Source organism: Arcicella sp. BE140 (assembly GCF_031456255.1).
Taxonomy (GTDB): domain Bacteria; phylum Bacteroidota; class Bacteroidia; order Cytophagales; family Spirosomataceae; genus Arcicella; species Arcicella aquatica.
Genome location: NZ_JAVDUE010000021.1, coordinates 92,864 through 112,890 on the forward strand (window position 1 = coordinate 92,864; position 20,027 = coordinate 112,890).

The 20,027-nt window shown below is 35.5% G+C and carries 19 protein-coding genes; 9 read left to right on the top strand and 10 right to left on the bottom strand.

Going from position 1 to position 20,027, the window contains the following annotated elements; all coding sequences use genetic code 11:
- Nucleotides 1–149: 149 nt before the first annotated feature.
- Nucleotides 150–1,598 carry a rubredoxin gene (locus J2Y60_RS22355; protein WP_309923705.1) on the top strand — a complete coding sequence of 483 codons (1,449 nt, stop codon included), beginning with the start codon at nt 150–152 and terminating at the stop codon, nt 1,596–1,598.
- Nucleotides 1,599–1,736: 138 nt separating this feature from the next.
- Here J2Y60_RS22355 and J2Y60_RS22360 read toward each other — a convergent pair whose 3' ends face one another.
- Nucleotides 1,737–2,213: a hypothetical protein gene (locus J2Y60_RS22360; RefSeq protein ID WP_309923710.1), complete on the bottom strand. Its 477-nt coding sequence runs from the start codon at nt 2,211–2,213 to the stop codon at nt 1,737–1,739.
- A 29-nt stretch (nt 2,214–2,242) separates the two neighbouring features.
- On the bottom strand, nt 2,243–2,812 hold the full coding sequence (locus tag J2Y60_RS22365; protein WP_309923713.1) for an RNA polymerase sigma factor: 570 nt from the start codon (nt 2,810–2,812) through the stop codon (nt 2,243–2,245).
- A gap of 145 nt (nt 2,813–2,957) precedes the next feature.
- Here J2Y60_RS22365 and J2Y60_RS22370 point away from each other — a divergent pair, with 145 nt between their 5' ends.
- From J2Y60_RS22370 to trpB, 4 genes are all read left to right on the top strand, one after another.
- On the top strand, nt 2,958–3,338 hold the full coding sequence (locus J2Y60_RS22370) for a DUF6249 domain-containing protein (protein ID WP_309923716.1): 381 nt from the start codon (nt 2,958–2,960) through the stop codon (nt 3,336–3,338).
- Nucleotides 3,339–3,649: 311 nt separating this feature from the next.
- The gene (locus tag J2Y60_RS22375; protein ID WP_309923718.1) at nt 3,650–4,108 is read left to right on the top strand and encodes a MaoC family dehydratase; all 459 of its coding nucleotides are present in this window, start codon (nt 3,650–3,652) and stop codon (nt 4,106–4,108) included.
- A 244-nt stretch (nt 4,109–4,352) separates the two neighbouring features.
- Nucleotides 4,353–5,000 (top strand): phosphoribosylanthranilate isomerase, encoded by a 648-nt coding sequence (locus tag J2Y60_RS22380; protein ID WP_309959291.1) that lies wholly within the window; start codon nt 4,353–4,355, stop codon nt 4,998–5,000.
- Nucleotides 4,997–6,187: a tryptophan synthase subunit beta gene (gene trpB, locus J2Y60_RS22385; RefSeq protein WP_309923722.1), complete on the top strand. Its 1,191-nt coding sequence runs from the start codon at nt 4,997–4,999 to the stop codon at nt 6,185–6,187. Before J2Y60_RS22380 ends, trpB begins: the two co-directional genes overlap by 4 nt.
- Nucleotides 6,188–6,385: 198 nt before the next feature.
- Here the strand turns inward: trpB and J2Y60_RS22390 are convergent, their stop codons facing one another.
- From J2Y60_RS22390 to uvrB, 7 genes are all read right to left on the bottom strand, one after another.
- A complete protein-coding gene (locus J2Y60_RS22390; RefSeq protein ID WP_309923724.1) occupies nt 6,386–6,901 on the bottom strand; it encodes an HAD-IA family hydrolase in 516 nt (171 codons plus the stop codon).
- On the bottom strand, nt 6,898–7,695 hold the full coding sequence (locus tag J2Y60_RS22395) for a DUF2520 domain-containing protein (RefSeq protein ID WP_309923726.1): 798 nt from the start codon (nt 7,693–7,695) through the stop codon (nt 6,898–6,900). The genes J2Y60_RS22390 and J2Y60_RS22395 overlap by 4 nt, the downstream gene beginning before the upstream one ends.
- Nucleotides 7,696–8,268: 573 nt before the next feature.
- Nucleotides 8,269–10,836, bottom strand: coding sequence for a TonB-dependent receptor (locus J2Y60_RS22400; RefSeq protein ID WP_309923727.1), 2,568 nt, complete (start codon nt 10,834–10,836; stop codon nt 8,269–8,271).
- Nucleotides 10,837–11,307: 471 nt separating this feature from the next.
- Complete coding sequence (locus J2Y60_RS22405; protein WP_309923730.1) at nt 11,308–11,802, bottom strand: MOSC domain-containing protein; 495 nt, start codon at nt 11,800–11,802, stop codon at nt 11,308–11,310.
- A gap of 1 nt (nt 11,803) precedes the next feature.
- Nucleotides 11,804–12,145 (bottom strand): Spx/MgsR family RNA polymerase-binding regulatory protein, encoded by a 342-nt coding sequence (locus tag J2Y60_RS22410; RefSeq protein WP_309923732.1) that lies wholly within the window; start codon nt 12,143–12,145, stop codon nt 11,804–11,806.
- A gap of 487 nt (nt 12,146–12,632) precedes the next feature.
- Nucleotides 12,633–13,427, bottom strand: a complete 795-nt coding sequence (locus J2Y60_RS22415; protein ID WP_309923735.1) for a hypothetical protein — start codon at nt 13,425–13,427, stop codon at nt 12,633–12,635.
- Between the two features lie 42 nt (nt 13,428–13,469).
- Nucleotides 13,470–15,503 carry an excinuclease ABC subunit UvrB gene (gene uvrB, locus J2Y60_RS22420; RefSeq protein WP_309923738.1) on the bottom strand — a complete coding sequence of 678 codons (2,034 nt, stop codon included), beginning with the start codon at nt 15,501–15,503 and terminating at the stop codon, nt 13,470–13,472.
- 175 nt (nt 15,504–15,678) lie between these two features.
- Between uvrB and J2Y60_RS22425 the strand changes: the two genes are divergently transcribed.
- Both J2Y60_RS22425 and J2Y60_RS22430 read left to right on the top strand, forming a co-directional pair.
- Nucleotides 15,679–16,542, top strand: a complete 864-nt coding sequence (locus J2Y60_RS22425; protein WP_309923740.1) for a glycoside hydrolase family 16 protein — start codon at nt 15,679–15,681, stop codon at nt 16,540–16,542.
- 62 nt (nt 16,543–16,604) lie between these two features.
- Nucleotides 16,605–17,993 carry an alpha-L-fucosidase gene (locus J2Y60_RS22430; protein WP_309923742.1) on the top strand — a complete coding sequence of 463 codons (1,389 nt, stop codon included), beginning with the start codon at nt 16,605–16,607 and terminating at the stop codon, nt 17,991–17,993.
- A gap of 165 nt (nt 17,994–18,158) precedes the next feature.
- Here the strand turns inward: J2Y60_RS22430 and mazG are convergent, their stop codons facing one another.
- Nucleotides 18,159–18,965: a nucleoside triphosphate pyrophosphohydrolase gene (gene mazG, locus J2Y60_RS22435; RefSeq protein WP_309923744.1), complete on the bottom strand. Its 807-nt coding sequence runs from the start codon at nt 18,963–18,965 to the stop codon at nt 18,159–18,161.
- Nucleotides 18,966–19,214: 249 nt separating this feature from the next.
- Here mazG and J2Y60_RS22440 point away from each other — a divergent pair, with 249 nt between their 5' ends.
- The gene (locus J2Y60_RS22440; RefSeq protein WP_309923746.1) at nt 19,215–19,388 is read left to right on the top strand and encodes a hypothetical protein; all 174 of its coding nucleotides are present in this window, start codon (nt 19,215–19,217) and stop codon (nt 19,386–19,388) included.
- Nucleotides 19,388–20,020 carry a hypothetical protein gene (locus tag J2Y60_RS22445; protein WP_309923749.1) on the top strand — a complete coding sequence of 211 codons (633 nt, stop codon included), beginning with the start codon at nt 19,388–19,390 and terminating at the stop codon, nt 20,018–20,020. The genes J2Y60_RS22440 and J2Y60_RS22445 overlap by 1 nt, the downstream gene beginning before the upstream one ends.
- Nucleotides 20,021–20,027 lie beyond the last annotated feature (7 nt).

The window sequence follows — 20,027 nt, forward strand, 5'->3', positions numbered from 1 at the left end:
TAAAAAATGTATTTATATAAAATATCAAAATAGTTATACGAAGTTTTTACTTATAATATAGCTTTGATTTTCAGTATATTAAGTATAAATGACTATGAAGTTGTGCTAAATATTTATATATTTGATTTATTTTTTAAAAAATATCAATCATGAAAGATTACTCATTACTTAAAATAAATCTAACTGGCGGAATAGTATCGCCAGGCACTTTACAAAGTATTCTTTTAGCAGCTAAAACTGCTGGGGTTAGGGAAGTGAGCTTCGGAGCAAGACAACAATTACTGATGTATGTCAAGTCTGAAATCGTTCGTGGAAGTGGTATAGTAGAATTAAAGAAAAAATTGGACGAAACTAATATTGCGTTTGAGGAGGATTCAGATAAAAAACCTAATATTATTTCTTCGTATTGTGCAGAAGAAGTATTCCCAACGGGTCAGTGGATATCAGAAGGAATTTATAAAGATATTTTTGACAGATTTGATTACGAACCACAGCTAAAAATCAATATTTCTGATTCTCAGCAGTCGTTCACGCCCTTCTTTACAGGCAATTTAAACTTCATCGCCTCTCCTATTCAAAATTTCTGGTATTTATATGTGCGTTTTAAGCAATCGAACAAAGTTTTTTGTTTTCCGATATTGATTTATACCTTAGAAATCCCCAAAGTTTGTCAGCGAATAGAAGAGGTAATCTTAGAAGCAGGCGAAATGGAAGAAAACGAAGTGTATGAAAAAGTAATTGCCAAAGGAGAAATCATTTCGCAAGTAATTCGGGAAGAATTAGTTTTGCCTAAGTTCTCCCTACCCTATTATGAGGGCTTCAATCGCTATGGCGAAAAAACATGGTTGGGCATTTATCGTAGAAATGAAACCTTCCCGCTTGATTTTCTCATAGAAATTTGTGATTTATGCCTTGAAACAAAAGTTGGGCAGATTTGTACAACGCCTTGGAAATCATTAATCATCAAAGCCATTGAGAACAAACACCGTAACCTTTGGGATAAATTACTGGGCAAATATGGTATCAACGTTCGGCATGCAGCGAATGAGCTAAACTGGCAAGTAGAAGATTTATCGCCTGAAGGATTAGCCTTGAAAAAAGCCATCATTCGTGAATTTGATGATGAAGACGTACGTACTTTTGGATTGAGTTTCGCCATTCAAACACGCTCTAAATCAGAAGTGTTTGGGTCGGTAGTCATCAAAAAGAGAAAGATTTTTGCAGGGCTTTCAAGTGTATTTGATATTTATCATACTGTAGATTTTAATCCTAATACACGTACGTTAACATTGTTTGAAAAGGGAGTAAACAAAGCACACGTTCCTGAAATGTTACAACGCTTATCGAAGCGTTTTTATGCAGTCCATAAAATAGATACTCCTGTTGTAAAAAAGGCAACAATCAATAAAGAAGCAGAAGTCGAGATATTTCAATGTAAAACCTGTTTTACAATATATGATAGTCGTTTTGGCGATTCCGTAAATGGTATTGTAGCAGGAATAAAATTTGCAGACTTACCAAATAATTATTGTTGTCCAATGTGCGAAAGCGAAAAAAGTGAATTTGAGGCGGTGAAAGCGGATAAGTTATTGGTATAAGCTATATTAAAACGCCCTTATTATCACTAGGGAGGGACTTAAGTCCCTCTCTAGTGATAATAAGATTTTTAATTTCTATTAGCAGGTGACTTAAGTCACCTGCTAATAGAAATTAAAAGCGCCTTTGAATATCTCTATCTACAAGCTAACATGATATTTCTTCTCAAAATAAGGCTTCAAGAATTTCTTATCAAGAAACTTTAAAATTAATATTGAGTTGATAGTCAATAAGCTATTGATAAACACTTTATTTCTGATAATTGACAACGTAGGATTCAAATCCACTTGCACTGTTGATAAGTTACTCACAGAGAACACAACAAGCAATGATGCTATCAAGATAACACCTGCACCAATTAAAAAGTAAAAAGGTAGTCTACTTGGCTTTCTTTCCAATACTTGTACTTGCGATAATTCCCATTGGTCAATCAACTTATCCGTAAAATTAACGGCAGTTTTTTCCATAGGCATTGCTTCTAGCAAAGCATGGGTATCTGCATATTCCTGAAAAAGCGAGCGATATGTCTCGTCGTTTATCAGCAAAGCTTGATGGCGAATAATTGTTTCCTCAGAAGCCAAGCCATCGAGAATGTCAAAAATCTCTTCCTCTTTCATATTATTGTTCGTTTGAAAATCTTTCAAACTTAGATTAATGTTCTTACTTCATTTCCTAAAATCCTTTTCATTTCTTCTCCTAATCGTTTTCGGGCCCTACAAAGTTTTACTTTCACTGTTTCTGCTGAAATTCCGACGATTTGGGCTATTTCTTCCAAAGATTGTTCCTTCAGATAAAAGAGCGTTATCATCGTAACATCGTCGGGTGAAAGCTTGTTCAAGGCCTGCTGAATGTACTTTTTCTGCTCATTAGTTTTTAATTCATTGCTAGTGTCAGCGGTAGCCTCTTGAGCAGCCTCAGATAGTGTAATGTCGTCAGCTACGATATTCTTCTTCCTTTTCAACATCAATGCTGCATTAAATACAATTCTGTAAAACCAAGTAGTAAACTTCGCTTCTTGATTAAAACTAGGTAATGCATGAAAAGCCTGAATGAAAGCATCTTGGGCAACTTCTTCCGCATCCTCACGTGTACCTACAATTTTGTAGGCAACCGTAAAGGCATAGTCTTTATGACGATTGGCGAGCTCTCTATAGCCCGACTTGTCACCTGACAAAATGCGCTGAATGATTGAATTATCTGTTTCTTTGATTTTCACATGAATAGGATGCTACATTCGCTAAAAAGGTTACACTAAGATAACTTTTTTTTATTTTTTAAAATACCTGTAACCTAAATCTATTTTATCACATCATATCGGCAAAATTTAAAAATTCACGAAAAACAAAAAACTTTTTTATACAATGGAAAATTTAGATAGCCTAGTACCCATCGTTGGCATTATGGTGCCAATTGTAGCAATCATCGGTACCTTTACAATGATTGTGTTCTTGCGTAAGTATGATAACGACGAAAAAATGGCCATGATAGCCAAAGGAATTGCTCCACCTGAAAGAAGCTCTAAAAGCTTTAACGTAAATCCAAGCCATTCTTTGCGTTGGGGATTTGTGTTAATTGGTTTTGGGGTTGGTCTATTAATGGGAAGCCTTTTAGAAAGCCTTATAAACATTGATGGCGACACAGCTCATTTTTCAATGATTTTCGTTTTTGGAGGGTTGGGCTTGTTAGCATCATACTTCTATCAAATGAGTCTTGATAAGAAAAATATCAATAATAAAGACTAAAATATCCTAGTCGTGCGCTAATAAAGCCTCAGTAAATCGTATTGCTGAGGCTTTGTTCTTTTACAGCAATAATTTTAACATTTCATTAACAAGTATTAACATTTCATTGAGACAAAGCCTTAGAATTTTGTTGTTATTTTGAATCAACAAATCAGTAACAATCCTTTTAAAATTACTGATAGCCTGAAATACTAACAGAATTTTTAACCTCTAGCGATACGAAGCCTCCAACCTACGGGAACGGAGGCTTTTTTTATTGTTCGTTCAAAAACCGTAAATTGTGACATTCATTTTCAACTCAATTATTCACAATGGTAATTTTTAAAGACCTTCTCGCATTAAAAGATAGTATTGGTACAACAATCGGTACAACCTCTTTCACAACTGTTACACAGGCAATGATTAATGATTTTGCCAAAGCTACCTACGATTTTCAGTGGATTCATGTGGACGAAGCGATGGCTAAGAAATATTCTCCTTTTCAACAAACAGTAGCTCATGGGTTCTTAACATTATCATTAGCGCCCAAATTTATGGCCGAGCTTTTCAAGGTTGAATCGGTGAAAATGGGATTGAATTATGGGGCCAACAAAATAAGGTTCACTACGGCTGTGCCAGCGGGAAGCAAAGTGAGCATGAAAGCGAGTGTATTGGAAGCAGAAGAAGTACAACCAAAGGGATTGAAAGTAACGATGAACTGTATTTTTGAGATAGAAGGACAAGAAAAGCCTGCTTGTGTAGCAGAATTGATTTCAGTTTTTTATGAATAACGTTAGTTTTGGATTCCAATAATGAGCGTCTTATGAGGTAATAAATTAGGAAAAAGTTTTTTTTGAAGAAAGCTTAAACCTTCAAGATACACATAAGGTTAATATTATAATTCCAATTTTATGAGAAAAACAAGGCAATTCCTTGTGATTCTCTATATTATTGAGTAATAAAAATCGCTGATTTTCACTAACTTTGTTAAGTAATTAAGCAAAATGAATAAAATGTATTTGACCACTTGATAAGATGAGACTAAAAGTTTGTGGAATGCGTAACGCTGAAAATATCAAAGAGTTACTTGAACTTGGTCCCGACTATATGGGATTTATTTTTTTCGAAAAATCAAGCCGCTTTGTCGGAGAGGAACTAGATGAAGAGTTATTGAAATCATTTCCACATACTGTAAAGAAAGTAGGTGTTTTTGTTAATGCAACCCAAGCGTATATTTTAGATAAAGTAAAGAGGTATGCCTTAGACTATGTTCAATTGCATGGAGAGGAAATGCCAGATTTTTGTAGAAACCTCAAATTCAAAGGTGTTAATATCATTAAAGCCTTTTCAATCGATAGTCAATTCAACTTTGGGAAACTCCTGAATTATAAACCTTATTGTGATTATTTTTTGTTTGATACCAAAGGGGATTTAAAAGGAGGAAACGGCACCACGTTTGATTGGGCGGTGCTCCGCCGATATGATAACGACAAACCATTTTTTTTAGCCGGAGGGATAGACCTAGACAACGCCTCTAAAGCCATGGAATTAACAGGCTTAAAAATTCATTCTTTAGATGTAAATAGTAAATTTGAACTAGCGCCTGGCTTGAAAGACATCCCCAAAATCAATGAATTAATAAAGATATTAAAACCAACAGAAGCAATCTTAACATCAATATGATAGCACCAGAAACATTTAATGTAAATGATAAAGGATATTACGGACAATTTGGCGGAGCATTTATTCCTGAAATGCTATATCCTAATGTTGAAGAATTAAGAGTATCCTACCTCAGCATTATGGCTGAGCCTTCGTTTAAACAAGAATTTGAAGCACTTTTGAAAGACTATGTGGGGCGTCCTACTCCTTTGTTTTTAGCAAAACGTCTTTCTGAAAAATATAATACTACTGTTTATTTAAAAAGAGAAGACCTTTGTCATACAGGTGCACACAAAGTAAACAATACGATTGGTCAGATATTAATGGCAAAACGTTTGGGCAAACACAAAATTGTAGCAGAAACAGGTGCTGGTCAGCATGGTGTGGCCACCGCTACAGTGTGTGCTTTAATGGGCTTAGAATGTATTGTTTACATGGGTGAAATAGACATTCAACGCCAAGCACCGAATGTAGCACGTATGAAAATGTTAGGAGCCAAAGTGGTATCAGCAACTAGTGGTTCAAAAACGCTTAAAGATGCAACAAACGAAGCGATGCGTCACTGGATTAACAATCCTGTTGATACCCATTATATCATTGGGTCGGTAGTGGGGCCACATCCTTACCCTGATATGGTAGCACGCTTTCAGTCGGTTATTTCACAAGAAATAAAAGTACAGTTGAAAGAGAAAACAGGTAAGACCAATCCAGACTATGTAATTGCTTGTGTAGGCGGAGGTTCTAATGCGGCGGGTGCTTTTTATCATTTCTTGCACGACGAAGAAACAAAATTGATTGCAGCAGAAGCAGCAGGACATGGCGTTAATTCTGGATTGTCGGCAGCTACTACCTTTTTAGGTAAACCAGGGGTATTACATGGTAGTAGAAGTATTCTGATGCAAACAGAAGATGGACAAGTAGTTGAGCCTCATTCTATTTCAGCAGGACTAGATTATCCAGGAATTGGACCAATGCACGCTCATTTATTTGAAAGTAAGAGAGCTACTTTTTTTGATGTAACAGACCAAGAAGCGATTGATGCTGCGATGGAGCTTTCATTATTAGAAGGAATTATTCCAGCGTTGGAATCTGCTCATGCTTTAGCGGTATTATCAAAATTAGGTGCAAAGCCAGACGAAGTAGTAGTAATTAACCTTTCTGGTCGTGGAGATAAAGATTTAGAGACTTATCAAAAGCATATAAAGTAATTTTGAGGTTATTTCCTTGGAAGACTAAAGGACTTTGGACTGTATGACTTTAGGAAATTCATTTGACTTTTACATTAGAATATTTGAGCGGTAACCCTTGCGGTTACCGCTTTTTGTTTGGAGGACTAAAGGATTTTGGACTATATGACTTTTGCTCCAAACCACGGTTTATACCCAAAGGTTAACCATTATTGTTCTTTATTGCTCAAACTTCAACCATTCCCCTTTCGCACGCATTACTTGCTCTATCACATCTCTAACAGCACCTTTGCCACCTTTTTGTGAAGAAATATATTTTGCAATTGCTAGAATTTCATCACATGCATCGGCAGGACAAGTTGAAAGCACTGCTGGGCGAATCATTACTTCATAATCGGGCAAATCGTCGCCCATATACAAGATATTTTCTTCCGAAATACCAGACGTTGCCAACCAATCTTTGTAAATCTGGATTTTGCTTTTTCCCCCAGAACCCATAAATACATCATGAATTTTTAAGTTCTGTAATCTTTTACGTACGCCTTCATGTTTACCACCTGTGATGACACAAAGGCGATAGCCAGCTTGCACGGCACGTTCTATCGCATAGCCATCTCTGATATGAAAAGTACGATAATGTTCTCCTGTATCTAAAACGTGTACCGAGCCGTCTGTCATTACACCATCAATGTCAAATACGAAAGTATTGATTTGCTTAAAAGCGTCTAAAGTCATTTGTTTTTTTGATGAGAAATCCCTTCTGATAAAGCACGATAAATATGTTGATAATCGGGCAATTGTTTCAAGAAAAGTAAATGTTGATTAATTATTTTTTGATCATCCCTAACGGCAGGGCCTGTCTGAACATTGAATATATTTTTAGAATCTAGTGCCTTTCTAACGGTTTCATGAATAAGCGGTTTCAATAAATCAAATTCAAGGTCATTCTCTTCCATCAATTCCTGCGCTATGCCTAATAAGTGATTGGTGAAATTACAAGCAAATACGGCCGCCACATGAAGTACTTTTCTTTCTTCTGAATTAACGGCATAAGTGATGTCCGAAAGCTCTTGCCCAAGAGTTATCAACAAGTTTTCCACACTCTCATTGTCTGACTCAATACAGATGGGAATTGTACTAAAATTCACGTGGAACACTTTAGAAAAGGTCTGAACGGGGTAAAATACGCCTGTTTTGATAGGAATATCGCTATATACCCGAAGCATTTCATCCATCTCATGAAGCGACTTACTCCCAGAAGTGTGGATAAGTATGGCATCAAGTGGAAGGGTTAAATGCTTGATTACTTCAGAGATGGCATCGTCAGAAACACAAAGAAAAAATATTTGTGCCGCTGAATCCCTGAAATCAAGAGAATGATGGGCAGACGCATTGTAAAGCAATTTAGTAAGTGCTTCAGCATGTTTGGGGTTGCGACTATATACTTCCTCTACACTATGACCAATGTTTTCTAGTGCTTGAGATAGATGCCAAGCTACGTTTCCAGAACCGATAAATGAGATTTTCAAAATATTCAGAAATAAGATTAAAGTTATTTTGGCGGTTTTACTACTGTTACTAAATAATTATTCACAATATTAATCAAGGAAATCCTAAAAAAACTCAATCTTATAAGTTTATCTTTTCAATTTTATCAAAAATAGCAATCACTATTCCTATTTTAATGAAGAAAATAATGTGTCGTTGTAATTTTTAAAGCTTTTATACAACTGATTAAGAGCATTATATCATTTACATTGGTAGTATATTAACAGCTATAACTTAATAATTCTTTACTTCTAGTATTTATTAAGAGATTAGAATAGATAAAATTTTAGCTATAAAGGTTTTATTTTAGCGATAGAATGGTAAAATAACAATAAAATATTAAGATATCATCTGTTTGAATGCCCGCTATGGATTTACTGTTTATATGGCATTGGAATGATAGCAATTAAAAACATTGTCCATTTTAATGCATTTTTGAAGATGTGAGTCAGGCTATCGGGGTAATGTTAATATCAATAAAATGACCTCCACCTTTTGGAAGTATTCCTAAGGTGGAGGTCTATTTTACTTAAAGTATTTATTATTCAGTTGTATTAAAAAGCGTATCTAAGTGTTACACCGTATGTGCGTGGGTCACCTAACACAGCTGCATATTGACCAGCATTACCAGCCGCAGGTAATAATTGTTCGAAATAGTCTGTATTTGTTAAATTACGAGACCAAATGATTACAGAGATACCGTTTGATGCACGGAAACCAACGCGAGCATTCAATAAGGTATAACCATCGATATTCAAATATTTTGATGGCGAGGCACTTGAAGAGAATGAAGAACGATAATAAGCATCAAGCGCAAGGAAATATTTACCTTTTAAGTCTAAGAATTTACCATTTCCAGTAACTTCACCACCTAATGAGCCAGCCCATTTTGAAATACCCGGTAAATCACCACCAGAAATATCTTTGAAAGCAGATGCTGCTCCTGTTTCTTCCAATGGTATTGGAGCATTTTTGAATGAAACATACTTTCCGTCAGTATAAGAAACCGCACCTGTGAAAGATAAATGTTCGCTTACTCTAATACTTCCGTCTACTTCCACACCTTTTACTCTTACTTTCTCAGCATTCGCTAAATAACCTCTGTTTACACCAACTTCAGCCGTTTGAACTTGTGTTTGGTAATCTTTAATCTCAGTATCATAAATAGTAATGTTTAATGAAGTCTGAGGAGTTGGTCTTGTTTTTACCCCTACTTCATAGTGTGTTACATATTCTGGATTTACTCTTGCTAATTCAATTAATGTTACACCATTAGCTGTTGGTAAGCCTCCTAAGTTAACGCCAACTGGCTTATAACTATTGGCATAAGTAGCAAATGCATTTAATGACTTACTTGGTTTATAAGCTAACGTTATTTGTCCTGAAACGTTATTTTCATTTACACTAAAGTTGAAAGCCTGATTGGTATAAAGCCCATTTTTTAAGGCTAATAATGCAGGGTCAGTCGTTTGTAAGCCTCCGTAAACCTCACGCTTGTAATCAACATCTTTTTTGTCGTAGTTGAAACGAAGACCTGGTAATAAGTGTAATTTATCTGTAATAGACCAGTCAGCTTGAGCAAATACAGCAGCACCTAACGTGTGAAGACGTGATGTTGTTTTTGTACCAAAACCATCAAATAATCCTGGGGTTTTCCATAAAGCAGAAGTAGAACTTTGTGCAAATCTCCATTGTGCCGAACCTGATTCTTCTGTTTGAACTGGGTCAGATGTTAATACTTGGTCTATCAAGAATACACCCAAAACCCCACTTAATTTTTCAGAAAACTGTCCTGCATAACGTACCTCTTGTGTCCATTGGTCATGTCTTGAGTTACCTTGAGATTTTGTTAGCACTGGTAAACCGATAAAGTCTCTATCGTTTGTTGGATCCCAAATCCAGTAACGCCATGCTGTGGTTGAAGTAAGTGTTCCTTTTCCAATTTTAGCATCAACGTTAATCGAAGCACCACCGAAATCGTTATTAACTCTTAAAGGGGCATCAGCATCAGTGATTCTATCGAATGGATTGGTAGTAGGCAATTTATAATTCAAATCAGCAATAATAGCATTGAATTGACGATAAGCAGCACGCTGCGTAGTAACTACACCAGCCACAACTGTTGCATTTCCATCTGGTCTTTGACGAGCGTTATCCCCAGCAAAAGTAATATTTACATTTTCAGATGGTGTATAAAGTAACTGAGCTCTAAAACCTAAGTTATTTAGGGAATTTGTAGGTTTTAAAGTTGTAGTATTGAAGATTGTTCCATCTCTTTGCGTACCAGAGAATGAAACTCTAGCGGCTAATTTCTTACTAATAGGGCCTGTAATAGAGGCTTTTGTCTGAATGAAATTATAATTTCCATAACTAGTTTCAAAAGTTGCTCCTGTGGTAAAGCTCGGGGCTCTTGTTGTGATGTTAAATGCACCCGCAGTAGTGTTTTTACCAAACAGCGTTCCTTGTGGTCCACGTAATACCTCAATACGGTCAACATCAACAAAGTCAATTGCAGTAGCAGCAGGTCTTGCATAATACACACCGTCAACATAGAAACCAACACCTGGGTCAATCCCATCATTTGTAAGACCGAATGACGAACCTAATCCGCGGATATTAAGCGTTGTATTTCTACCATTTGATGAATAAAGTTGTACCGAAGGAATCAATTCTTTCAAACGGTTAGGGTTAAATGCTCCTGCATCTTCAGCTTTTGCACCATTAATTACTGAAATAGGAATGGGAATATCTTGGATAGACTCTTGACGACGTCTTGAAGTCACGACAACGTCAGTAAGTTCATTCGTGTTTTCGTCAAGTCTGATTTCTATTTTATCTCCACTTACGATTACTTCTTTTTTCTGATATCCCACAAATGATACAACCACAGTAAAAGGAAGTTTTTGACCAGTAACAAGTGCAAACTCTCCATTTGTATCAGTCGCTGCACCATTGGTAGTTCCTTTAATTGATACTGTAGCACCTATTAAAATTTCATTAGTGCGTGAATCAACAACTCTACCTGATATAGTAGCATTGATAGTAGGTGCGTTTTGGGCGGATAAAAATTTGGGAATAAGAATTACTCCAATTAATAAAGCTAGCTTGAAAAAATGTTTCATTGTAATTGTTTTTTATATAATATTTTTTGTAAAATCTTTAAGAATTTTCATCTAAAACAGATGGTATGTGGTATAATTATTAATAGATTTAACAACAACAACAGCTTTCTAAAAGCATATTTTGTGTTGTTTTAAAGAGCATATTCGAGCTTACATTTGTCGAAAATTGCTTTGTTAAGAGGCATTTTGTTTTCATAAATGGGAGGTTTTATATGATTTGGCTTCAAATTTAATATATAGAAATAATATATCCTATCGATTTAGTAGATAATTGAAAAATTATATATAATTCCACGTCTCAATGATGCTCAATGTGCTTAAAATGTTGATTATTTAGCACTTTAGAGCATACAAAAGCCCTTATAGGAATATCCCATTCCTATAAGGGCTTTTGTATATTATAAGAAAAATGTAATTTCCTAAAAAGCGTGATAGCCTCCTATAAAAAGAATTTTGTCTTTTTAGCCTTAGCTATGCCTCTATGCTATCACCTATTTTAATATTGCCTTCTTCAATCACTTTGCAAGTAATACCACCATGACCAAGCATGGCATTATAGCCACCTTCGCCAAGGATACTTTCCATCCTACTGCAAGGATGACATAGTCCAGTCATTTCCAAAATAGCCTCTCCAATTTTGAACCTCTTTTCTTTTAAAGCCAATAAATTAATGCCTTTTACCACAATATTTCTGCGGACTAAAGCAGGATCAATCTCGGATTTTCCTAAAAAAGAGGCTATCGCCTGCAAATGTTCAGCTTGAATCAACGTTACTTGTCTTTTGCTATCCGCATTACCTTTATAGCGGTCGCCATCAAGCCCCGTTCCGATACGAGCCATCGTTTGTTCAACCCCTATCACAGGCTGACGAGAGGCTGGACGCACGCCGATATAAACAACTTCGCCCGCTTGGGCAAAGTTGTTCATCAAAGCTTTTAAGGGAGATTCATCTGATAAAAGAGCCATTTTATTGGAAGATTTCTTGGTAAATTTCTGGTTTAAAGCCTATCGCAACGATATTATCTGCTTCAATAATAGGTCGTTTAATGATAGAAGTATGCTTTAACATTAATTCGGTAGCTGTTTGGGTATCGGTTGCCTTTTCTTCGTCACTTAATTTTTTCCAAGTAGTGCCTGCGCGATTAATTAATACATCCCAAGGTTTTTGTGTAAGCCATTCCTCCACTTTCTCTTTAGTAAGCCCGTCTTTTTTATAATTATGAAACTCGAAAGGAATATCATTTTCTTTTAGCCAAGTCATGGCTTTTTTCATTGTATCACAGTTGGCGATACCGTAAATTTTGTACATGGATTTTAATGGTGATTTAGTGAATTGTGAGTGAGTGATTTTCTTAAAGATAGTATCATTCAATACTCAAATAACTTTAATAGAACTCCCAAAAATATTAATTGTTTCTCTAAGAAATATCAAAGTTAATTTAGGAACGTTATTTCTTATAATCCAAAGGCGGTTTTCTCTTTCCTGCTAATAAGTTCGAACCATAAGTAGCCGCAAAAACAGTTTCATTTCTCCAACACCTCTTTTTACTTGGAAGCCCGCATTCGTCAATTCGGTTATTAACAATTCAGATGTTTTATCCTCCAAATATCAAGTTCAGCTAGTTGCCAGATTCAATCAGAAATAACAGTATACTGTTGATATTTCTGATTGAATTCATCAATGATTTCTTGCTTAGCAAAGCGTAAATGACAAAGGGAAAAAAATGACTAAAAGAGGTAAAGATTCTTTCTTGATTTAGTTTTGATTGATAATGAAAGGGAAAGATGTCTTAAACTTATTTTGGACAAATATTTTCTACTTGCTTGAAAGTTTTACATTTTCTTAGTATTCTAAAGTAATTATTTAATTCAAATAATACTTTTTCTTCCTGTAACTCAATTAAATAGTATAAGTCTATTTTTTCTAAATTTGATTCTTGTAGTAAATTATCTCCCGTTCTTGTATTCGTTTCTTTCGTTTTCTCTATCAAATCAAATCCATTCTTTTTCATAGAACTCTGTATAATAACATAATTTTTGACTATTAACAATTCCCCTTCCTTTTTTGTATTTTCTGTTGAGTGTAAGACTTTATTTCTAATTGTTCTTATTTGTTTAAATTCGGGAAAAATTTCAAGAGCATCTCGTATTTTTTTATTAAAGATTAGTTGATAAAAGTTCTTCAAAGAATCTTGCTGGTTTTGAAATGCTTGAAGAAGTCCAAAATAAGCCAAGTAACTATGTCTTTCATAATTACTTCTTTTGTATTCATCAATCGCAGATTGCGCATCCTCAATGGAATATTTGCAAGATGCTAAATTATGAAACTTTACATCGTGTAAGCTTGGGTCTATTCCTTCATTTTTAGCTATTCTTGACAGTTCATTTAGAATTTTGTGTAAAATAAGTTCTACAGTGGAAAGTTTTGATTTTATGGGGCAATAATTTTTTTCGTCAAATAAAAGTTTATCTGTTTTCTTAATTTGATTCAAAAGTTTTTTAATATCCTTCTTATTAAAAGGTTTTATTTCTGAGTGTTCAAATTGTTCGCTTATAAAAACAATTTCAGGTAATGGTGGCAAATTTTCCATTAAGTATTTTTATTAAACAGTCAATTTAATAGTTCATTATTTTTACCCCTTCTCCGCAATCATCTTCTTCAAACCCAACATTTCATCACGCAATTTGGCTGCGATAACGAAATCTAGTTCCTTGGCGGCTTTTTCCATATCTGCTGTTACTTTCTTCAACTGCTTTTGTAATTCATCTTTGCTCATGTACGCCATTACTGGGTCGGCGGCCATCGCTACTTCTTTAGATTCTTCATAATAATTGGTTTTCTTAGTAGATTTACCCATTACATCAGCAATAGAAGTTTGCTCCATGATTTTTTCTTTCGACTTCAAGATGGTTTTTGGTGTAATGCCATTTACAGCATTGTATTCCATCTGAATGGTTCTTCTACGATTGGTTTCATCAATCGCTTTTTCCATGGACCCCGTAATACGGTCGGCATACATTAATACTTTGCCTTGGTCATTTCTAGCCGCACGACCTATTGTTTGGATTAATGAGCGAATATCGCGTAAGAAACCCTCTTTATCAGCATCCATAATGGCTACTAAAGATACTTCTGGTAAGTCTAACCCTTCACGCAATAAGTTTACTCCTACTAACACATCAAACACACCCATTCTCAATTCTCTAAGAATCTCAACTCGTTCTAACGTCTTGATTTCCGAGTGAATGTAGCGACATTTTACCCCTACTTTATCCAAATATTTAGATAACTCCTCTGCCATTCTTTTGGTCAGTGTCGTTACTAAAACCCTTTGTTCACGCTCTATCCTGATATAAATTTCCTCTAGTAAATCATCAATCTGGTTTAAGCTTGGGCGTACTTCAATTTCTGGGTCAAGTAATCCTGTCGGACGAATAATTTGCTCTACTACTACCCCTTCCGAACGCCTTAATTCATAGTCGGCAGGTGTTGCCGATACAAATATGGTTTGTCCCGTGATATTCTCAAATTCTTGGAAAGTAAGCGGACGGTTATCCATCGCCGAAGGCAAACGGAAACCATAATCTACTAAAGCCTCTTTTCTAGAACGGTCACCACCCCACATAGCCCTGATTTGTGGCATGGTAGCATGGCTTTCATCAACGACCAATAAGAAATCATCTGCAAAGAAATCTAAGAGACAGAATGGTCTTTGCCCAGGTTTGCGTTGGTCGAAATAACGAGAATAATTTTCGATACCAGAGCAATACCCTAATTCTCGCATCATTTCTAAATCAAACTCTGTTCTTTGTTTAATGCGTTCAGCTTCTTGCATTCGACTTTCACTTTCAAAAAACTTGATTTGTGATACCAAGTCATCTTGGATATAATTGATGGCATTCATCAAGACATCCCTCCCAGTCACAAAAAGATTGGCAGGGAAAATAGCAATCATTTTTTCGTCCGAAATCTTCTTGCCCGTTTGTGGATTGATGCGTTGAATAGCCTCTATTTCATCACCAAAGAAAATAATTCGATAGCCAAAATCAGCATAAGGCAAACAAATATCAACGGTATCGCCTTTTACCCTGAAAGTACCCCGTGTAAATTCTACCTCAGTGCGGGCGTACAGGATTTCTACCAAGCGATACAGAAACTGATTACGAGAGATGATTTCACCCACACCAAAACGAAGAATACTTTTGCGATACTCTTCTGGATTCCCCATACCATAAATACAAGAAACCGAAGCGATAACAATAACATCTCTGCGACCTGACATTAAAGCAGAAGTAGTTGCCAAACGAAGTTTATCAATTTCCTCATTGATGGCAAGGTCTTTTTCGATATAAGTATTGGTAGAAGCAATAAAGGCTTCTGGTTGGTAATAGTCGTAGTAAGAAACGAAATATTCAACCGCATTTTCTGGGAAAAACTGTTTGAATTCTCCATAAAGCTGTGCGGCTAACGTTTTATTATGACTCAAAATCAAGGTAGGACGATTCAACTGTGTAATCATATTAGCCACAGTAAATGTCTTACCTGAGCCCGTCACACCGAGCAATGTTTGAGATTGTTCGCCATTTTGAACCCCTTCTACCAATTTCGCAATAGCTTGGGGTTGGTCACCAGTAGGTTTATATTCTGAAACAAGTTTGAAGTCCATATATTATTTAGGATAATACGATTTTAGATGAAGTTTTTAAGAGTAATGCCCTTTAAAAAGTATTTATAAAATTACAAAAAAGCACCTACAAAAGATAGCCATACAAAACAAACACATATAGTAATGTGATAGTTTATCAGTAAATTAACTTCATAAAATCAAAAACACTCAATTCATGAATAAATTAACGTTATGCTCTGTTATCAGTATTTTGATAATAGTGTCTGCTTGTTCCAAAGAAAGCACGGTAGCACAAGTACCCACCCCTGTCATCCCCGCACCAACAGCCCCAATTGTTTACGAGTTCGAAAGTACGCCAATTTGGGCAGATGAATTTGATAAAGATGGATTGCCCGACAGCAAAAAGTGGAATTATGACGTAGGTGGAAGCGGTTGGGGTAACAATGAACTAGAATATTATACCAAAGAAAACCTTAAAAATGCTAGGGTTGAAAATGGAAAGCTAGTCATTGAAGCTATCAAAGAAAACTTTAATGGCAATAGTTATACCTCTGCTCGATTAGTAACGAAAGACAAGGGCGATTTTTTATACGGTCGTTTTGAAATCAAAGCCAAGCTACCAGCAGGAAGGGGTACTTGGCCTGCTATTTGGATGTTGGCAACCGAGCAAAGTTATAGTAATAAGTATTGGCCTGATAATGGTGAAATAGACATTATGGAACACGTTGGGTATGACCCAGGTAGAGTACACGCCTCGATACATACAAAATCTTTTAACCATGTAATTGGTACACAAGTAACAACCAATATGATGGTGGATGATTTCGATAAAGCTTTTCATGAGTATAGGCTAGATTGGACGCCCAATAAAATAGAAATGTACATAGACGCTAAGCTATATTTTACTTTTGAGAATACTGGGAAGGGTTTTGCAGAATATCCATTCGATAAAAAATTCCATCTACTACTCAACCTAGCCGTTGGTGGAAATTGGGGAGGAGTAAAAGGGGTTGATGAAAGCGTTTTCCCACAACGCATGGAAGTAGATTATGTGCGTATTTATGCATTAAAGAAATAGAGTATTTTTAATAACATCTTGCTTTAGCAATTGTAAAAACTAAAACTTACTCAACCTTGATTATGAAAAAAATATTAATCGTTTGCTTATTTGCCCTGATTTCCAATAACATACTTGCCCAAAAAAAGTATGAAGCCAATTGGGAATCCATCGATTCCAGACCAGTTCCTGCTTGGTTTGAGGATGCTAAATTTGGTATTTTTATTCACTGGGGGCTTTTCTCTGTACCCGCTTGGGGACCTACTGCTAAAGATGGCGTAGGCATTTATGACCGTTATTCAGAATGGTATTGGGAAGGAATATCTGACCCCAATCGTAAAAGTTATGCAGCCTTCACAAAGTTTCATAACAATACCTATGGCAAAGATTTTCAGTACCAAGACTTTACCAAGGATTTTAAATGCGAACTTTTTGACCCTAACGAATGGGCAAAAGTATTTGAAGATGCAGGAGCAAAATATGTAGTGTTGACGTCGAAGCATCATGAAGGATATACCCTTTGGCCAAGTAAAGAATCGTGGAATTGGAATTCAGTTGATTTAAATCCTCATAGAGATTTAGCGGGAGATTTAATGAAATCTGTGCGTAATAAAGGCTTACGCATGGGCTATTATTACTCATTGTACGAATGGTTCAATCCGCTTTATAAAGCGAACGTGAATAAATATGTTGACGACCACATGATACCGCAGATGAAAGATTTGGTAACTCGCTACAAGCCAGATGTACTGTGGACAGATGGCGAATGGGACCATCCATCTGAAACGTGGAAAAGCACAGAATTTCTATCATGGCTATACAATGAATCGCCAGCCAAAAATGATATTGTAGTAAACGACCGTTGGGGCAAAGAAACAAGGGCCAAACATGGAGGAATTTATACAACAGAGTATGATTTAGTACATGACCAAAACGCTACAGGTATGGAAATAAATCATCCTTGGGAGGAATGCAGAGGAATAGGTTCATCTTTCGGCTTTAGTAGAAATGAAATGTTAGATGATTATTCTACGTCAGAACAGTTAATTCATATTTTGGTAGATAAAGTAGCACGCGGAGGTAATTTGTTATTAAACATTGGCCCTGCTGCCGACGGTACCATTCCCGTAATTATGCAACAACGTTTGCGAGATATTGGTAAATGGCTAAAAGTAAATGGAGATGCTATTTATGGTACTAGAAAATGGACGAATAGCCCGAAGGTAGATAAAGACACAAAAGTGTATTTTACTGCCAAAGGAAAAGATTTGTATGTAATCACTACTAAGTGGCAAGATAGCCCCATCGTTGTAGCAGGTATTAAAACAGGCAAAGTGCAAATGTTAGGTTTTAAAGGAACTATAAAAACAAGTATTAAAGGAGATAAATTAACCATCACTCCTCCAGCACTTTCGCCCGCAACAAACCCTTCAGACTATGCGTGGGTGTATAAAATTGAAGGAGTATTATAAAAGTACATATATACGTTGATGACCAAAAATGAAAAAAATATAGCAATAGCATATTGTTTTACAAAGGTCTATATACGTTAACAATCAAAAACCCGTCGGTCAAAGACTGACGGGTTTGTTTGTTTCACTCTCAAAATTAAATTTTGACTCTTCGTCCTTCGCTGATTATAGGTGTTTGGCTTCTTCCCAATACACATCCATTTCAGCTAAGGTCATATCTTGTAAGGCTTTGCCTTGTTCTTTCGCTCTTAATTCTAAGTGTTGAAAACGCTTGATAAACTTTTTGTTAGTTCGCTCCAAAGCAGTTTCTACATTAATGTTAATAAACCTTGCGTAATTTACCAAAGAAAAAAGTAAATCTCCAAATTCACCTTCAGCTTTGTCGATGTTAATTGCTTGATTGTCAATAACATTAAATTCGTTCTTGAATTCATCCATTTCCTCCTCTACCTTTTCCCACACTTGATGTTTTTCTTCCCAATCAAAACCAGCACCTCTTGCTTTTTCCTGAATCCTCATGGCTTTTACCAAAGATGGCAATGATTTTGGAACACCTTCTAGCACCGATTTATTCCCTTCTTTCAGCTTTAAAGCCTCCCAATTTTGCTTAACCTGTTCTTCGTTTTCAACCTTTACATCCCCATAAATATGCGGGTGACGATGGATTAATTTTTCACATAAACCATTCAATACGTCGGCAATATCAAAAGTATTAGTTTCTGAAGCAATTTTTGAATAAAATACCAAATGCAACATCACATCTCCGATTTCCTTCTTAATTTCCTTCATATCGCCTTCAATAATGGCATCTGAAAGTTCATAAGTTTCCTCAATCGTTAGATGTCTGAGAGATTCAATCGTCTGTTTTTTATCCCAAGGACATTGCTCTCTGAGTTCGTCCATGATAGTAAGGATACGGTCGAAAGCTATTAATTGATTTTGTCGTGTTGCTGATAAAGTGTCAAAATTCATGTGCTATATTTTTGAATACAAAAGTAAGGGATTGTGAGGATTAAACTTCATATTAACCCTAAGAGGTTTTAAGGTTAATGATATAACAACTTTCAAAAAGTTGTTGAAGCTGTTCAACGCTTCTCAATTTATAATTTACAAGCATTTGATTATAATAAGAAATAACATATGAAAAGATTGAATCGTAAAGAATCGAGATATTAAAAAAACGTTTAGATTTGTATAGATAAGATTTAAATAATCATTCTTATGGAAGGAAATCAAATAAAGCTTTTAGCTTCATTAGCTAAACAAATTAAATCTGAGAAGAAAGATAGAGTTAAAGTGATTGCTTCGTTACAGTCAGCAAAAATTTTAACACGAAAAGAAAACTTCACAAGTCATTATAGTAACCTGAGTAAGGTTGTTGAGACTGTAAAATAATGTATAGTAAAAGACCAAATTTAATGCTTGGTTTTCATGGATGTGATGAATCTGTGAGAAACGAGTTAGTTACTAGACCTGATATTGTAAAAAAGAGCCAAGAGAGTTTCGATTGGCTTGGCAATGGATTTTATATTTGGGAAAATAACTACGAACGTGCTCTTAGATGGGCATTAGATAAAAAGGATAGAGGAAAACTTATAACGCCATCTGTCGTAGGAGTTGTATATCAACTTGATTACTGTTTAGATTTTACCGATTCAGAGTACATAAATATCCTTTCATCGTATTATGAGTTAATGAAAGAAGATTTATATTTTACCGGAAAAGAACTTCCCAGAAATAAAGACGTACCCAAAGATAAATATCATGATTTAGTATTAAGAGAATTGGATTGTGCTGTAATTGAATATTTGCACCAAAAAATCGATGAGAAGATTAATGCTGATATTTCAAGAAATGGATTTAGTGAATTAAAACATTTTGATACAGTAAGAGGTGTTTTTACAGAAGGAGGGCCAGCTTTTGAAGGTGCAGGAATTCAAATTAAAAACCATATACAGATTTGTATTAGGAATCTTAATTGTATTAAAGGTTTTTTCATTCCCAGAAAAGAAATTAAATTTCCATAATAGAAAG

Coding starts and splice junctions, on each gene's coding strand:
- J2Y60_RS22355 (WP_309923705.1), top strand. CDS start 150: ATGAAAGATTACTCATTACTTAAAATAAATCTAACTGGCGGAATAGTA.
- J2Y60_RS22360 (WP_309923710.1), bottom strand. CDS start 2,213: ATGAAAGAGGAAGAGATTTTTGACATTCTCGATGGCTTGGCTTCTGAG.
- J2Y60_RS22370 (WP_309923716.1), top strand. CDS start 2,958: ATGGAAAATTTAGATAGCCTAGTACCCATCGTTGGCATTATGGTGCCA.
- J2Y60_RS22375 (WP_309923718.1), top strand. CDS start 3,650: ATGGTAATTTTTAAAGACCTTCTCGCATTAAAAGATAGTATTGGTACA.
- J2Y60_RS22380 (WP_309959291.1), top strand. CDS start 4,353: ATGAGACTAAAAGTTTGTGGAATGCGTAACGCTGAAAATATCAAAGAG.
- trpB (WP_309923722.1), top strand. CDS start 4,997: ATGATAGCACCAGAAACATTTAATGTAAATGATAAAGGATATTACGGA.
- J2Y60_RS22390 (WP_309923724.1), bottom strand. CDS start 6,901: ATGACTTTAGACGCTTTTAAGCAAATCAATACTTTCGTATTTGACATT.
- J2Y60_RS22400 (WP_309923727.1), bottom strand. CDS start 10,836: ATGAAACATTTTTTCAAGCTAGCTTTATTAATTGGAGTAATTCTTATT.
- J2Y60_RS22405 (WP_309923730.1), bottom strand. CDS start 11,802: ATGGCTCTTTTATCAGATGAATCTCCCTTAAAAGCTTTGATGAACAAC.
- J2Y60_RS22410 (WP_309923732.1), bottom strand. CDS start 12,145: ATGTACAAAATTTACGGTATCGCCAACTGTGATACAATGAAAAAAGCC.
- J2Y60_RS22415 (WP_309923735.1), bottom strand. CDS start 13,427: ATGGAAAATTTGCCACCATTACCTGAAATTGTTTTTATAAGCGAACAA.
- uvrB (WP_309923738.1), bottom strand. CDS start 15,503: ATGGACTTCAAACTTGTTTCAGAATATAAACCTACTGGTGACCAACCC.
- J2Y60_RS22425 (WP_309923740.1), top strand. CDS start 15,679: ATGAATAAATTAACGTTATGCTCTGTTATCAGTATTTTGATAATAGTG.
- J2Y60_RS22430 (WP_309923742.1), top strand. CDS start 16,605: ATGAAAAAAATATTAATCGTTTGCTTATTTGCCCTGATTTCCAATAAC.
- mazG (WP_309923744.1), bottom strand. CDS start 18,965: ATGAATTTTGACACTTTATCAGCAACACGACAAAATCAATTAATAGCT.
- J2Y60_RS22440 (WP_309923746.1), top strand. CDS start 19,215: ATGGAAGGAAATCAAATAAAGCTTTTAGCTTCATTAGCTAAACAAATT.
- J2Y60_RS22445 (WP_309923749.1), top strand. CDS start 19,388: ATGTATAGTAAAAGACCAAATTTAATGCTTGGTTTTCATGGATGTGAT.